Annotated in this window: 13 protein-coding genes; 8 read left to right on the top strand and 5 right to left on the bottom strand. The window is 38.1% G+C overall.

What is annotated here, in order from left to right:
- The 4 genes from ND2E_RS00515 (at window position 1) to ND2E_RS00530 (ending at window position 5227) form a co-directional block, all read left to right on the top strand.
- Window positions 1–2082 (top strand): VWA domain-containing protein, encoded by a 2082-nt coding sequence (locus tag ND2E_RS00515; RefSeq protein WP_052057086.1) that lies wholly within the window; start codon window positions 1–3, stop codon window positions 2080–2082.
- Window positions 2076–3890 carry a BatD family protein gene (locus ND2E_RS00520; protein ID WP_223303724.1) on the top strand — a complete coding sequence of 605 codons (1815 nt, stop codon included), beginning with the start codon at window positions 2076–2078 and terminating at the stop codon, window positions 3888–3890. Before ND2E_RS00515 ends, ND2E_RS00520 begins: the two co-directional genes overlap by 7 nt.
- A gap of 115 nt (window positions 3891–4005) precedes the next feature.
- Window positions 4006–4521: a sigma-70 family RNA polymerase sigma factor gene (locus ND2E_RS00525; RefSeq protein WP_033095936.1), complete on the top strand. Its 516-nt coding sequence runs from the start codon at window positions 4006–4008 to the stop codon at window positions 4519–4521.
- The gene (locus tag ND2E_RS00530) at window positions 4514–5227 is read left to right on the top strand and encodes a DUF3379 family protein (protein WP_033095935.1); all 714 of its coding nucleotides are present in this window, start codon (window positions 4514–4516) and stop codon (window positions 5225–5227) included. The genes ND2E_RS00525 and ND2E_RS00530 overlap by 8 nt, the downstream gene beginning before the upstream one ends.
- Window positions 5228–5357: 130 nt before the next feature.
- On the opposite strand, the gene ND2E_RS00535 is transcribed toward ND2E_RS00530, so the two are convergent.
- The gene (locus ND2E_RS00535) at window positions 5358–7817 is read right to left on the bottom strand and encodes a S9 family peptidase (RefSeq protein WP_033095934.1); all 2460 of its coding nucleotides are present in this window, start codon (window positions 7815–7817) and stop codon (window positions 5358–5360) included.
- Between the two features lie 220 nt (window positions 7818–8037).
- On the opposite strand from ND2E_RS00535, the gene ND2E_RS00540 reads away from it, so the two are divergent.
- Window positions 8038–8517 carry a YchJ family protein gene (locus ND2E_RS00540; RefSeq protein ID WP_033095933.1) on the top strand — a complete coding sequence of 160 codons (480 nt, stop codon included), beginning with the start codon at window positions 8038–8040 and terminating at the stop codon, window positions 8515–8517.
- A 15-nt stretch (window positions 8518–8532) separates the two neighbouring features.
- Here the strand turns inward: ND2E_RS00540 and ND2E_RS00545 are convergent, their stop codons facing one another.
- From ND2E_RS00545 to ND2E_RS00555, 3 genes are all read right to left on the bottom strand, one after another.
- Window positions 8533–9204, bottom strand: a complete 672-nt coding sequence (locus tag ND2E_RS00545; RefSeq protein WP_223303723.1) for a VC2046/SO_2500 family protein — start codon at window positions 9202–9204, stop codon at window positions 8533–8535.
- 153 nt (window positions 9205–9357) lie between these two features.
- Complete coding sequence (locus tag ND2E_RS00550) at window positions 9358–10644, bottom strand: ATP-binding protein (protein ID WP_033095932.1); 1287 nt, start codon at window positions 10642–10644, stop codon at window positions 9358–9360.
- Between the two features lie 128 nt (window positions 10645–10772).
- Window positions 10773–11489, bottom strand: a complete 717-nt coding sequence (locus ND2E_RS00555) for a response regulator (RefSeq protein ID WP_033095931.1) — start codon at window positions 11487–11489, stop codon at window positions 10773–10775.
- Window positions 11490–11820: 331 nt separating this feature from the next.
- Here ND2E_RS00555 and xthA point away from each other — a divergent pair, with 331 nt between their 5' ends.
- Both xthA and rlmA read left to right on the top strand, forming a co-directional pair.
- Window positions 11821–12627, top strand: a complete 807-nt coding sequence (gene xthA / locus ND2E_RS00560) for an exodeoxyribonuclease III (RefSeq protein WP_033095930.1) — start codon at window positions 11821–11823, stop codon at window positions 12625–12627.
- 12 nt (window positions 12628–12639) lie between these two features.
- Window positions 12640–13473: a 23S rRNA (guanine(745)-N(1))-methyltransferase gene (gene rlmA / locus ND2E_RS00565; protein ID WP_052057084.1), complete on the top strand. Its 834-nt coding sequence runs from the start codon at window positions 12640–12642 to the stop codon at window positions 13471–13473.
- Window positions 13474–13685: 212 nt separating this feature from the next.
- Here the strand turns inward: rlmA and yfbV are convergent, their stop codons facing one another.
- Window positions 13686–14186, bottom strand: a complete 501-nt coding sequence (gene yfbV, locus ND2E_RS00570; protein WP_223303721.1) for a terminus macrodomain insulation protein YfbV — start codon at window positions 14184–14186, stop codon at window positions 13686–13688.
- Window positions 14187–14447: 261 nt separating this feature from the next.
- Here yfbV and ND2E_RS00575 point away from each other — a divergent pair, with 261 nt between their 5' ends.
- Window positions 14448–15686 (top strand): acetate/propionate family kinase, encoded by a 1239-nt coding sequence (locus tag ND2E_RS00575; protein WP_052057082.1) that lies wholly within the window; start codon window positions 14448–14450, stop codon window positions 15684–15686.
- Window positions 15687–15689 lie beyond the last annotated feature (3 nt).

The following is a 15689-nucleotide window of genomic DNA, read 5'->3' as shown; positions in this document are numbered from 1 at the left end:
ATGTCAGCACAACAAACTGATTTAACTCAATTAACCACAGTGTTCAGCTTCGATGGTATAGTCAATAATTTTCACTTTATTCGACCTTGGTGGTTATTAGCCTTTTTTGCTTTGTTTATCGTGTTATTTATCTTAAAGAAAATTCGTTATTACCAATCCCCATGGCAACATTTTATTCCTGTTCATTTAGCCAATGCATTATTAGAAAACTCACAAAGCCAAAGCAGTCAGAGCACTTCGTCACAGCCCCGTTATTGGTTAAAGCCTTTTATAATCGGTAGCTGCATTATTATTGCCCTTGCAGGACCTGCTTGGCAAAAACTACCACAACCAGTTTATCAACTTGAGCGTGGTGCTGTGCTTATTATGGATATGTCTTACTCCATGTACGCAACAGATGTGAAGCCCAACAGGTTAACCCGTGCACGTTACAAAGCCATCGATTTACTTAAAAGAATCAACGAAGGTGATCTTGGTCTAGTTGCATACGCAGGTGATGCATTTATTATTAGTCCGCTGACGCAAGATATTAAAAACATAGAGTTGCTATTACCTTCTCTATCTCCAGATATTATGCCTGTACATGGCGCTAACGCTCTTGCCGCACTAACACTAGCTGATAAAACATTAAAGAATGCCGGTCATGTCAGCGGCGATATTTATTGGTTTACTGATGATATTGACAACGAGGAAATGTCTGATATTTATGATTGGGCAAATAACAACAGTCATAACGTGAATATATTAGGTGTTGGTAATAAAACAGGTGCACCGATAAAACTAAGTGGCGGCAAACTACTCAAAGATAATAAAGGTGCTATCGTCATTCCCAAGCTACCAGAGGGTAGACTGGCGGCGATAGCTAAGCGCAGCAGAGGCGTTTATCATACCATGACCAATGACGACTCCGATATTAAAGCCTTGACGGCTCACCTAACTGCGAGTCTCGATGATACAATCAACTCTGGAGCGTCAAAAGGTGCAAATGATCAACAAAACAATCATCAAAGCAAACAAGCATTGCAAGGTGATCAGTATCAAGAGCAAGGTCCTTGGTTACTCATTATCATAGTGCCACTACTTTTAACTTATTTTCGCCGTGGTAGCAGTGTATTGGTAATAACATGGCTTATGCCTTTGACATTATTAGTTAGCCTCTCAACCATTAGTCCTGTCAGTTTTGCCGCCTCAGAGTCCGATACGGTAAGCACTAGTGATAAACCAAGAAGTGAGCCTAAGGATAATAGTGCGAGTCAGCTTTGGCAAAACCTATGGAAAACCCCTGATCAACAAGCCCAAGAGCACTACCAACACAAAGATTACCAGCAAGCCGCTAAACAGTTTGAAGACACTCAGTGGCAAGGCAGCGCTCACTACAAAGCAGGTGATTATGAACAAGCATTACAAGCTTTTAAACAAAGCGATAGTGCTCAAGCACTTTATAATCAGGGCAATTCTCTAGCACAGCTACAAAAAGTTGATGAAGCGATTGACGCATATAAAAACGCATTGGTTAAAGATCCTGAGTTTAGCGATGCCAAAGATAATTTAGAAAAATTAGAAGCACTTAAAAAACAGCAAGAGCAACAAAAACAACCATCTCAAGGTAATCAGAAAGATCAAGACTCTCAAGACCAATCTCAAGGTGATCAACAAGAGCAAAAAGGCAAACAAGAAGGTCAAGAAGGTCAAGAAGGTCAAGAAGGTCAAGAAGGTCAAGAAGACTCTCAAGATCAGTCGCAAGGCGATCAACAACAAAGTGATCAGCAACAAAAAAAGCAAGACAGTGAACAGAACAAGCAAGCGCAGGATACTCAGCAACAAGAGCAAAGTGAACAGCAACAAAAAGAAGAACAAGCCAAACAAGCTAAAGCGTCTGATGATGAGCAAGAATCAGGCGATGAGCAATCAATAGCACAGCAAGCGAGTGACAGTAAAAAACAAGAAGCTGAGCAAAAGCATCAACAACTGTTAAATAAGGTTACAGACGATCCATATTTACTGTTACGAAATAAAATGAGACTCGAATACCAAAAACGCCGAAGTGAAGGTGCGCCCCAAGGAGTAACCAAAAAGTGGTAATAAATTTTTCAATGCAAGCAGTTAAAGGCTTTTACGATACCCAGAAAGCCTTGTTGTTATTTATCTTGATTATGGCCACACTACTGTTTAGTGATACCGTCTACGCTTTATCAAAAGTAACAGCGGTTGTTGATAAAAATCCTGCAATGATAAATGAATCAATTTTATTAACTGTCACTGCTGATGATGATGTAAACCGCAATGCGCTAGATACCAGTCCATTGCTGAAAGATTTTATTGTCGGTCAAACGTCGGTTAGTTCGCAAACCAGTATGGTCAATTTTAAAACGACTCGTGTTACCAAGTGGCAAATTGTTTTAATCGCTCGCAGCCCAGGACAATTTATCATCCCTGCCCTTACTATCGAAAACCAACAGAGTGAGCCGGTAGAATTAACTGTTATAGCGGCTAAAGAGGCTGATAACACGACCCAGACTGATATTTTTGTTACCAGTGAATTATCGCAAAAGGAAGTTTACGTTCAGCAATTGTTAACTTTAACGATTAAGTTACATTTCGCCGTTGACCTTAAAAGCGGCAACTTAACTGAGCCAAACTTAACGGGCGCCTCTATAGAGAAAATTGGCCAAGACAAACAATCAGATAGTATTATAAACGGCAGGCGTTATCGAGTAATTGAACAAACTTATGCAATTACTCCAGAGCAAAGTGGTAAATTTACCCTAGAAGCGCCGCTATTTTCAGGTGAAATACTGCAAGCATCTAAACGACGCTCTAGTTTTTTAAGTTTTGCACAAACAAAACCCGTCAGTATTTTAGGTGATGCACTGAAAATTGTCGTGTTACCCATACCGGCAAACTACCCTGCTAATGCACAATGGTTGCCTACTGATATACTTACTCTGCACCAAGAATGGCCAACAGGAGATGAAGAGTTTACTGTTGGTGAGCCAATTACGCGCACGATAACCTTAACAGCTGCTGGACTTTCAAAGGCGCAGTTGCCCAAAATTGAAATGCAAAGTACTGCTGGTTTAAAAATTTATCCTGACCAAGCTGAGTTAAATGCAGCTCTTAGAAATGAAAGGTTGGTCAGTCAAAAGATACAAAACTTTGCCCTAGTGCCCAGCACTGCTGGAGACTTTATATTACCGGAAGTCGGAATTACCTGGTTTAATACCATCACGAATAAAATTGAAGTGGCGACATTGCCATCAAGAACCATTTCAGTTAAAGCTGGAGAAGGTGCTTTAAAGGACAATTCATTAAGAAACTCAGTTGATTCTGCCACTCTATCCGATAATCCTACTGGTAATACGGCTATTAGCGCTGATAAATTAACAGGACGGAGCCCAGCAGTTGTCACCGAAGTATTAGTGCAAGATAAGCGCTTACAATGGTTATTTCTGAGTTTATGGTTATTAACGAGTTTGGCCTGGCTAATTCAGTTCTTATATTCGAAGAATAAAAATCAAAAAGAGGCCAAAGATAGTTCTCATACCATGAGTAGACATCATTCTGCTAACCACTATTTAGCCCTGTTAGCTGCCTGTAAGAAAAACAATGCCGAGCAAGCCTTACAGCTAATATTGCCATGGTTGAGACAATTATTAACGATTAATAAATCCGAACTAGAAATTAATAACATTGCTCAAGCTCAAGACATTATTCAAGAACAAAGTTTTTCCACTGCCCTTAATGACCTCCAACAGCATCTTTATGGCAAAAGTGCTATTGATGGTGCGCCATCTTGGCAAGGTAGCGCATTGTTGAATGCCATACAAATCGTTCAAAAACAGCAAAGTGAAAAAGTAAGTACTCATCAAATATTACCGCTCAACCCGTAAAGTTTCACTTTGCGTATATAATTACTTATTAGCGTAGTGACAAAATAACTACGCTAATAAGTAATTAATCAATAATGCTTGAAATAAACTTCCGACTCTTAGGGTCTATAAACATATGATGACAAAACAAGTTAGATATGAGGCGCTAGTAAAGGCGCTACACGGTGATTTATACCGCTATGCCTATTGGCTATGCCACGAAAAGCAAGTGGCTGAAGACTTAGTGCAAGAAACATTTTTACGAGCTTGGCGTGCCCTTGATTCGCTTAAAGATGAAAAAGCTGCCAAGTCATGGTTAATCACCATTTTACGACGAGAAAATGCTAGACGCTTCGAGAGAAAGCGTTTTGACATGAGTGAATATGAAGAGGCAAGCATAACCGATACTAAATCAGTAACCACAGAGCAAGATCTCGAAAATCATTGGTTAAGAGATAAAATATCACAATTGCCTCCTGAATACTCTGAACCATTAATTTTACAAGTATTAGGTGGCTTTAGCGGAGAAGACATTGCCGCTATGTTAGATCTAAATAAAAATACAGTAATGACACGTTTATTTAGAGCAAGAAATCAACTTAAAGAAGCATTAGAAGCAGAGCCAGTAAAGCGAGGTATATACAATGGATGATTTGCAATTTAGACGTGCTATATATGCCGATCCCAATAATCAAGATGATGATGCTAAATTGGCGCAAGAACAAGACCCGAGCAAAAAACAATTTGCTCAAGAGGTTTGCAAATTAGATGAAAAAATAAAACAAGCACTGCAAGTGCCTGTGCCTGATGATCTGTTCGACAAATTAATTTTGCGACAAACATTAGCAAGCCATCAAGTGCAAAAACGTAAAACTCGTGTGCATTTAGCGTTAGCAGCTTCTGTTGCCATTGTCGGTGGTTTAGTACTTAATTTTATGCAGTTTTCAAGCGCTTATCACAACTTAGGTGATTATGCTTTAGCTCATGTTTATCATGAACAAGGGAATGTGGCCAATAACGCCAGTAGCCAAGTAACGTTAGCATCTTTAAATCAGAAGATGGCTACTTTTGATGGCAATTTCAGCCAATCCTTAGGGAAGTTATTATGGGCAGATTACTGTCGGTTTGATGGCATGAAAAGTTTGCATTTAGTCTATCAAGGTAAAACAAGCCCTGTTACTGTCTTTATCGTACCTAAAAATGATCAGTTAAGTTTTACTGATTCTTTTAATGATGAGGCACTTTTTGGCAGCTCTCTTGAGTTTAACCAAAGTAACATCATTGTTGTCGGAGATAAGAATGAATCTTTGGGGACATGGCAAAAAAATATAAGCCAAACGGTATCTTGGTCTATTTAGCTGTTATTTTCATGATGATAGATTAACGTATCTTTACTTTTACATAATAAGAAGGCCCTGATAATAACTATCAGGGCCTTTTATTTTAGCGCTATATAAAAGTTAGGTAAGCCGAACAGACTAATAAATATTATAAAGTGTTCTCAAATAATTTATAAATACGACGGTATTCATCTAACCAAGAGCTTGGTTGGACAAAGCCATGTGGCTCTACTGGGTAAATCGCCGTTTCAAAATCTTGTTTTTCCAGTTCAATCAAACGTTGAACTAAGCGAACCGTATCTTCAAAAAACACATTATCATCCACCATAGGAGCATTGATCAATAGTGGTTTTTTCAATCCTTCTGCAAAGTAAATAGGCGAACTGCGTTCATATGCGATTGCATCATCTTGTGGTGTATTTAAAATATTTGAAGTATAACCATGGTTGTAATATGCCCAATCAGATACTAAACGGATCGCTGAACCAGAAGCAAATAAGTCAGGGTCAGTGAACATTGACATCAATGTTAAGAAACCGCCGTATGAGCCACCGTATGTTCCTACACGTTTCGCATCAACATTGGCATTTTCTATTAGCCAATTAACACCATCACGCATATCTTCTACTTCAGGTTTACCCATGTGACGATAAATAGCGGTACGCCACTCTCGTCCATAACCTGCAGATGCTCGGTAATCCATATCAATAACTACATATCCTTGCTGTACTAACATAGAGTGAAACATAAATTCACGAAAGTACCCAGACCACCCTAAATGAGAGTTTTGCAGATAACCCGCGCCATGAGTGAACATGACCGCTCGATTTTTTTCTGAGGTCTTATCAAAGTTTTTAGGAAAGTACACTTTTGAGTATATAGGCGCTTTTTGTTTGCTCGACTCAATGGCTATAACAGAAGGAGCGGTCCAAGGTAACGCGAGAAATTGCTCAGATACAGTATGGGTTATTTGTTGCGCAACATCACCCGCTTTTAAGCGTTGTACATAAAGTTCAGGCGGCATTGTTACGGTAGAATGTTCAATCAACAGCTTTGATTCATCAGGGCTTAGAGTGTAATCATTTGTTCCACCTAAATCAGTCAAGGCGATTAATTTTTTAGCTAAATCTACTTGGTATATTTCATAAATGCCAGGATGCTTTTTATTCGCTTTAAAAATGAATCGTTGGCTATCGAGCATGGGTGTTACACTGCTCACTTCAAACTTACCAGAGGTTAATTTAACCGCCTTTGCATCGAGCTCTTTATGATATAGATGAGAGTAACCTGATTCTTCAGATAAATAGTAAAGGCTTGCCGTTGAGCTAGCATTTAACCAACCAAATTCATTAAAACTCCAGTTTATCCAAGCATCGTCATGCAGCTTATGTTGAGTCACCAGTTCATTTTTTACAAAATCAACAGAGGTTAACCAGCGGGTTTTATTATCCCAAGCTTCTAACATTAACGCGAGCTGTTGACCGTCATCGCTCCATTTTATTGGATTAACCATTTGAAGTACGTGAATATTACGCGCTTTTTTCTCTGATTTGTATACTTTGCCTTCACGAGCAAAGTTCTCAGTTTTTACGCTTGCTAAGACATCATCATCAAAGCCCGGTAAGTTATCATATCTTAAGGCTTGCTGTTTTCCTGTAGCTAAATCAAGTAGGAATAACTGTTCTTGGTATTGTCTATTGTTGGCAACACGAGCTCGAACCTTTTCTGCTGCGATTACACCATCTTTGGTAATGTAATTAGGCATGATATCTGATTTATTACGGCTTGATTTTGCTGAGGTGATACTCACCAACAGTTTGTCACCTGCAGGAGATAAACTAGCATGTGCTACTCTATTGCCTTTGCCAAAATAAAACTTAGTATCATGAATTGTTTGGTTTTCATTCGCCAAACGTTCTTTTTGCGTCTGCTTTAATTCACTGTTACGTTGTTGTAAGGCCATATAGTCAATTAACTTATGTTGCTCTACTGCTAAGTAACTTTTAGGGGGCTGGATACCAGTAGGTTTTTCTGACATTTTTAAATTAGCCAGTTCTTTGATCTGTCCAGTTTGTACATTATGTGCATAAAAAATATTGCCCACTTGATATGCAATATTGTCATTAGTCAAAAAGACTGCATTTCGCTCAGTACTCGAAGTAAAAGTAAGTTGTTTTACTTCGTCATTGGCAAGCGTTTTTACAAAAACATCACCATTGAAGGTGTACACTTTACGTGTTCTCGTTTGATTCAATAGTCCATTTTGATCGGCAATTTTATGTTTACTTGATAAATCTACTTGTGAAGTTTCATTATTCTTCAATAATTTTACCGCGTACAAATCACGTAGTGGATTACCTATTTGCTTTTGTTGATAATAAACAGTGTTACTATCATCGCCCCAATACCAAGATTCTGGCGCTCGTCCGAACCAATCTGGATCTGCCATTATTTGTTTTAAAGTGATGGTATCTGTAGCTTGTGCACTGGTTGCTACAGCACCTTGAACTTTCGCTGGTACGCTTGTATTGAGCTGCTCATTAAGTTGTGTATTACTACAAGCGGCTAATGAAAAACTCAGTGCTGCGGCAATAATTTGTATTTTCATAAAATAAATTCTTTTGTGGAGTTCTTATGTTAAGAATGAATGGCGAGTCGCTACGTTAACTATACTCGAATAATAACACTGGTGACCCTTGAAATAGACCCGTTATCCTAATTGATAAGAATAAAATGTGTTAAAGAAAACGACCAATTGCCCTTTATCTGCGTTAAAAACACGGTAAGATAAACGACTTACAAATAATATCATCAATGGACACATTGTTATGCTTTGCCCTTGCGGTTCCTCTTTGTCATTTAATGCTTGTTGCCAACTTTACATTACACAACAAGTTCTAGCTAAAACGCCAGAGCTGTTAATGCGCTCACGTTTTAGTGCTTATGCAACAAAAAATGGCCAATATATATTTGAAACTTATGGCACTGCACAAAGATTGAAACAATCTATCAATGAAATCCAATCATGGGCAGACGAATGTAGTTGGATAGCATTAACTATCCATCACAGTGACGAGACTACCGTAGAGTTTTCAGCTTACTACATAGTTGATAATACGTTATGTGAATTGAGGGAAAAGTCTAACTTCACCATGGAGCAAAATCAGTGGCGCTATATTGATGGTCAGATTATTGTTCACAATGAAATTCGGAAAGTTAACCGTAATGACCTTTGCCCATGCAATAATTATCCAACAGCTTGGTCAGTAAAAAAAGGCAAAAAATTTAAACATTGCTGTGCTAAGTAATCCGTTTGGTATTATTCAGTTTAGTAGTGGTGCTTTAACTAAAGACTGTTGAATGCCGTCTAACCATGCTTTAGCATTAAAGTTTAAAGGCTGACTAAGCGGCTTATCTGTTTCAATTGCAGCAGTAGATTGATTTTGTGCTAATTGACTACACTTTATTTGGCATGCTTTAGCTGCTTGTTTATGTTTTATCTGAGTAAATAAACTTGTATTTTCCAACACTTGCGTTTCAATATGTTTTTTATCATCACGAAACGCTAACGGTTTCGGCATCATAGCATTGGTTAAATGTATATTAGCAAGGTCATTATCGACAAGAGATTGAGCCTGATTAAATTGTGAAACATCATTCGGCGTGGTTAATGCTAATGCAGCTCGTTCCGGGAGATTAAATTGTTTTCTCAAAGCAACATTCGACAAATCAGCAGGTGTTACCTCTTGTGTTTTCGGTAACAAAAATTGGCTTTGTTCACGGACATCTTCCGCTAACATAGCCAACATCAAGCTAAAGTCAGCACGACGAGTTTGTTCAACACTTTCATTTAGTTGCTCACCAAGCTGCAACTCATGAAGTAAAACGTTAGTCGATGAAAAATCAGCGGCTAAAAGCCCTGCACTGTTCTTTATCACGTCATTACTCTGTGAGGTGTTATTTGTTGAAAACTGTTGTGAAAGCTCTACTGTCAATGCGTATTCACTTATTTATCGGTGCTTTGATAATTAAGTTATCGGCTGAATATAAAAAACATTTAGTCAAAAAGGCAAAAAATTTACAATAAATCCTAGGGTAATTATTTAATCAATTATTACCCTAGAATATCGAGTTAACTCAAAGGTGAACTAACTCATTTTTACAGGCCAAGTCAATGTAAACGCTGCGCCACCAAGTTCGCTATCTCCAATAGAGGCGTGACCTTGATGCCACTCCATAATACGAGCTACAATCGCTAACCCAAGGCCAAACCCACCTGTTTCACGGTTTCTTGATTGATCTCCACGTGAGAACGCATCAAAAATGACTTGTTTGAATTCATCTGAGACCCCATCACCATTATCTTCCACACAGATAATGCATTGGTCATTCTCAATAGCAAGAGTAACCCTGACTTTATCATTACCGTATTTAATAGCGTTACTGATAAAGTTATTTACCGCCCTATCGATAAAGTGGCCGTCACAACAAACGTAGCTGTCCGGCATAGTGTTAACAAGTTCTATCGAGTTAACAAATTGGTCATGACTGGCTATTTGGAATTTCACTAAATCATTCAAATTAGTGCTGGTAAAATTAAGTTCTGGTTTGTCGTTATCAAAAGCAGCGTAAATAAGCATTTCATTGATCAATTCTTCCAGCTCACAAACATCATTACTAATTTGCTTTTGATATTTGGCACGCTTTTCGTCATCTTTGATTGAGTCTAACATTTGTAAGGCAAATTTAGTCCGTGCTAAGGGGGTTCTTAATTCATGTGAAACCGCATTAGTTAACTCTTTATGTGCTTCAATAAGTCGCTTTATTCTTGCTGCCATCATATTAAAAGACGCTATCATAGGCGCTATCATGGTTGATTTGGCCGCGGGTGCCTTACTATCAAACTGTCCTTGACCAAAATCTCTTGTTGCTCTTTTCAGCAGTTCCAAGTCGCGAGACATAGGCCATAACCAAATGAAAATAACAATACCAAAGGTCGCTAAAATCATAACCCGGTAAGTCGCTTTGACTCTTGGCCTTGTTGGCATTTTCGCAGGGCCTAACGTTATGACTGACTCACTATCTTTGAGTAAATAATGAATAATTACTTGGTCGTCAAAATAATAAATATGTGCATTTGAGTGCGGTAAAGCATTGTGATCTGTGTGATCTATGGCTTCGACCTCAGCTAGAGAGACTAATTTTAAAGGCAACTCCCACCGTTTGGCTGCACCGGCAATTATTTCTTCCCATTCTTCTTTAGGGTGCTTTTGAACATAGTCACCTGTAGCCATCATCAAGGTTTTATAACCCGTATAAGACTCTATATCTTGCTCAAGATACGAGTTCCATACTTCATCCAGTGCCCAAGAAAAGATGATAAATGTGGAGATAATAAAAAAATAGAGATTGAAAAACGAACGACCTAACTTCATCAACGCACCTTATTCAAGAAAATGTAGTATAAATGAGCTTAAGAAAAAGGCTTTGTTATTCCGACCGTATGGGGAAACAAAGCCTTAATATATTCTGTATATCTTCGCAGTAATATAATGCTCGAAAACTAGTTCCAAGCATCAGGAACAAATAAGTAACCTTGACCCCAAATTGTTTTGATTCTAAATGGCGTATCAGTACTATCATGTAGTTTTTTACGTAAACGAGAAATTCGCACATCAACACTTCTGTCTAACCCATCATATTCACGACCAATTACCGCTTTATAAATATAATCTCGATTTTGCACTTCACCCGACTTACCTGCTAGTAACCATAATAAATCAAATTCTTGGCTAGTTAAGTCAACATTTTCATTTTGTAAAGTCACTTTACGAGACGCTTTATTAATATATAAGCTACCACAGGTGATCTCACCTTTTTCTTCACTCTGATTTGGCAATTCTCCACGGCGCAACAAAGCATTGACTCGTGCGAGTAAAACACGAGGCTCTACAGGTTTAATCACATAATCATCAGCACCAATTTCTAAACCAAGTACTTGATCAAAATCAGTGCCTTTGGCGGTTAACATTAAGACTGGGCCATTAAAATCTGGACGTAAATCACGACAAACACCAAAACCATCTTTACCGGGCAACATGACATCTAAAATAATAAGGTCTGGAGAAAATAGCTTCACTCGTTTGGCAACTGTGTCACCACGAAACTCTTGTTTAACATGAAAGCCTTCACTTGTTAAAAAATCAGTGACTAAATCGGACAGTTGACGGTCATCTTCAACCAATAATATTTTTTTTACGCTTGAGTTACTATCTGGCATGTTCATTTCCTTATTTATTACGTGTTCTTAATGTAAATTGATAAATAACTGTTTTAATAACTGTATTAACAGTTTTCAATAGTGTGCTACTCATTTAGGGTTAGCTTAAACAAGTTATTACGGTTAAACAATAGGCTCTACCAGTTGTTACGAATAAATTACATTTTATAACAGGGTGTGAAAAATAAAACTTGCGAGAAGTAAGATAAACACGCAAGATCATTGCCTTACTTTGTAGCTGTTCGTATAAGACAGTACACACTTCTTTTTGCGAATGATATTACCAAACAATACTTAAGAGTATTGTTAGCTAAACGCCTTTAGGAATACTATGAAAATTATCTCTTTTAATATTAACGGCCTTCGAGCTCGTCTTCACCAACTGCAAGCGATTATCGATAAGCATCAACCTGATATTATTGGCTTACAAGAAATTAAAGTACATGATGAAGCTTTCCCACAAGAGGCGGTTGAAGCTATGGGTTACCATGTCTATTTTCATGGTCAAAAAGCCCATTATGGCGTTGCTATGTTATGTAAAAAAGAAGCTCAGTCAGTACAACGTGGGTTTCCTAGCGATGATGATGAAGCTCAACGTCGAATGATTATGGTGACAACAACCGATGACAAAGGTGAGCAAGTAACCGTATTAAATGGCTATTTTCCACAAGGCGAAAATATTAGCCACGAAACAAAGTATCCTTATAAAAGAAAATTCTATAAAGATTTAATGACTTACCTTAATGACAATCATGTGAAAGACGAAAATGTTGTAGTGATGGGTGATATCAATATTTCACCACTTGATCTTGATATAGGTATTGGCGAAGTCAACCGTAAACGTTGGTTAAAAAGCGGTAAATGTTCTTTCCAACCTGAAGAAAGAGAATGGTTAACAAGGTTAATGGATTGGGGCTTTGTTGATACTTTCCGTCAATTACATCCCGATACTACTGAGCGTTACTCTTGGTTTGATTATCGATCGCGTGGTTTTGATGACAATCGTGGTCTTCGTATTGATGTGGTATTAGCAACCAAAAATATGGCCGAGCAATGCATTGAAGCTGATATAGATTACGAATTACGTGGTATTGAAAAGCCTTCAGATCATGCGCCTATTTGGTCAACATTTTCATAAGGTTTATTGTTAATGCATACTGACATCTCTACTAAAGAAATAGCCCAATACCGTTGCCCTCTTTGCCAGCAAGCTTTAATGCTCACAGAAAAGACTTACCGTTGTGATAATAATCATAGCTTTGATCAAGCAAAACAAGGCTATGTAAACTTATTGCCAGTGCAATTTAAGCACTCCAAAGAGCCCGGCGATAACAAAGCAATGGTGCAAGCTAGACGCGCGTTTCTAGATAAGGGGTATTACCAACCCTTAGTAGACAGTATGCTTGCGTTATACCAAAAATATGGCGATAAAAAAGCAGCCATTTTTGATGCAGGTTGTGGTGAAGGTTTTTACACTCATCAACATAAAACTGAGCATAACACTGTATACGGTGTAGATATTGCTAAAGAAACTATAAAGATTGCGGCAAAACGTTATCAAAATTGCTTTTTTAGCGTCGCTACTCTCTCTGATTTACCTTACGCCAATGAGCAATTTGGCTGGGTTTATAGTGTCTATGCCCCCATTTTAGAAAATGAATTTAGCCGTATTTTGCAAAAAAATGGCTATTTTTTAACGGTGACTCCCGCCGACAATCATTTATTTGAACTTAAATCGATGATATATCGCCAAGCCAATAAGCATGATACGACTAAGCAAGTCATTGAGCAATTAACCTTAGTTGAAGAACAACGACTAAATTACCCGATGAATTTCACTGACAGTAATGATGTATTAAACTTGTTAGCGATGACGCCCTTTGCCTTTAAAGCCAGCGAAGAAGTAATTGAGCAATTGAAACAACAAAAACAATTTAACTGCCAAGCAGACTTTGTTTTACGTTTGTATCAAAAGACACATTAAGCTTTAGGTTAACTAACCTGAACTCGGTTTAAGATACCTTTAACTTACTGAAATATATAGATTAAACATTTCAATGTATCTCTGGCTAGATAGTTTTGCTTAATTCAAAGCAAATTGACGCGTCAATAGCGAGTCTATTGCAAGTGAATTTAACGCAGAAGTCAGTAAAAGTAGTTGCTAGAGAATAATTTATTAAGCCGAGCTCAGGTTAACTACTTTGTTGTAGCGAATGTTAACTGTAAAAGCTGAGCAAGATCGATATACCGAGGTTTATATTTCGCTAATTTTGCAATAGCGGTATTGTTGTTATCGTTATTGTTACGCTGACTTTGCTCAGCGACTTGCTGTTGGACCTTTTCTAAACCGCTGTGATACCAAGAGGCTAGAGATGGTGGTAATAACTTATCAGCTTTAACCCCTGAAAAAACTAGGGCTTGGACAGGTATACTTATTAAGAACAACCCATAAACAAGTGCTTGAGGTAGCGCGTTTAGTGCATTACTAATAGAGCCTTGTCCAAGGGGATAGCCTGAAGCAACATATAACTGCATTATAAAAGTAAACATGGCTAAAGCAGGAAAATATCGGCAAACAAATCGCGCACTTTGCACACCTCGATAATCTTCAAAATACTGAGATAATTCGGGTTTGTCTGGCCAAAGAGATAGGTATTTTTGACCCAATTTAATGAGTTGTACTACTGAGATATTCATACCATTACTATAGCAGCTAGTCTCTATACCCGCTAGCATTCTAAACGAACTCTGACACATACGGCTTGTTTAGTACGGCTAATTAAACAACAACTGTAGATATAACTACACTTTTATTACGAATAACAATCATTAAAGGGTAAAATAAATCATTTTATTGCATTGCATCAAGATTTCTACTTAACAGCATCGATATAATGCCGACAATATTATTATTGCTATAATTATTCGATAACTTTTCAATTTTAAAAGATAACAAACATGACTCAACAAACCCCCTTCGGCACAGAGCCTGCAAGTACTAGTGCAACTTTAGTAATCAATTGTGGCAGCTCTTCTGTTAAATTTTCTTTGATAAAACCACTAAGCGGTGAAACACTTTTATCAGGCTTAGCTGAGTGCCTACACACTTCAGATGCTAAAATCATTGTCAAAATAAACGGAGGTAAACAGGCCCATAAGTTACCCGAGCCGTTTAATCATCAAACAGCACTTTCTGTCTTAGTAGAGCAACTACAACAACTTGACTTAGTCAAAGATATTACCGCTGTTGGCCACCGTGTGGTTCATGGTGGTGAACAATATTCACAACCAACACTAATTACCCAAGAGGTTGAGCAAGCAATTGAACAATTAGCAAAACTTGCACCATTGCATAATCCTGCTAATTTAATTGGAATAAAAGCGTGCCAAACAGCCTTTAAAGATTTACCACAAGTTGCCGTTTTCGATACAGCATTTCATCAAAGTATGCCCGATAAAGCTTATGTTTATGGCCTTCCCTATTCTTTGTACAAAGAGCATGGCATAAGACGTTACGGCTTCCACGGTACGAGTCATTACTTTGTGGCCAAACAAGCAGCAGAGCAATTAAATAAACCGTTTGAGCAGTGTAATTTAATCAGCGCCCATTTAGGCAACGGTTGTAGTGTCACCGTTATTAAAAATGGTGAAAGTGTTGATACGAGTATGGGTATGACACCTGGTGAAGGGGTAATTATGGGTACCCGCTGTGGCGATCTCGATACTGGTATTATTTTTCATCTAGTCGAGAATCTAGGTTACTCAATTGCTGAGGTTGATAAATTAGTCAATAAAGAGAGTGGTTTATTAGGCATTTCTGGCTTAAGCAATGATGGGCGGACTTTGGAAGAAGCTATGTTAGCGGGTAATCATGCTCAAGCGACCTTAGCATTAACCGTCTTCTGTTATCGCATAGCCAAGACAATTGCCTCTTATAGTGCCAGCTTGACGCAATTAGATGGACTTATATTTACTGGCGGTATCGGAGAAAACTCGAGTTGGGTACGTACTGAAATTGTTAAGCAATTGGCATTATTAAACTTTTCAATAGATGAAGAGAAAAATGCATCCACTCGCTTTGGTGCTTCTGGCAATATTGCTGCTGCAGATTCTAGAGCTTGTTGGGTTATTGCAACAAACGAAGAATGGGTCATTGCCGAACAGTCTGCCCAGTTACTTTCAAATTTAGCCAAATAGATA

It is taken from the genome of Colwellia psychrerythraea, from assembly GCF_000764225.1.
GTDB classification, from domain to species: domain Bacteria; phylum Pseudomonadota; class Gammaproteobacteria; order Enterobacterales; family Alteromonadaceae; genus Colwellia; species Colwellia psychrerythraea_D.
This window is presented reverse-complemented; position numbering and strand designations above follow the sequence as displayed.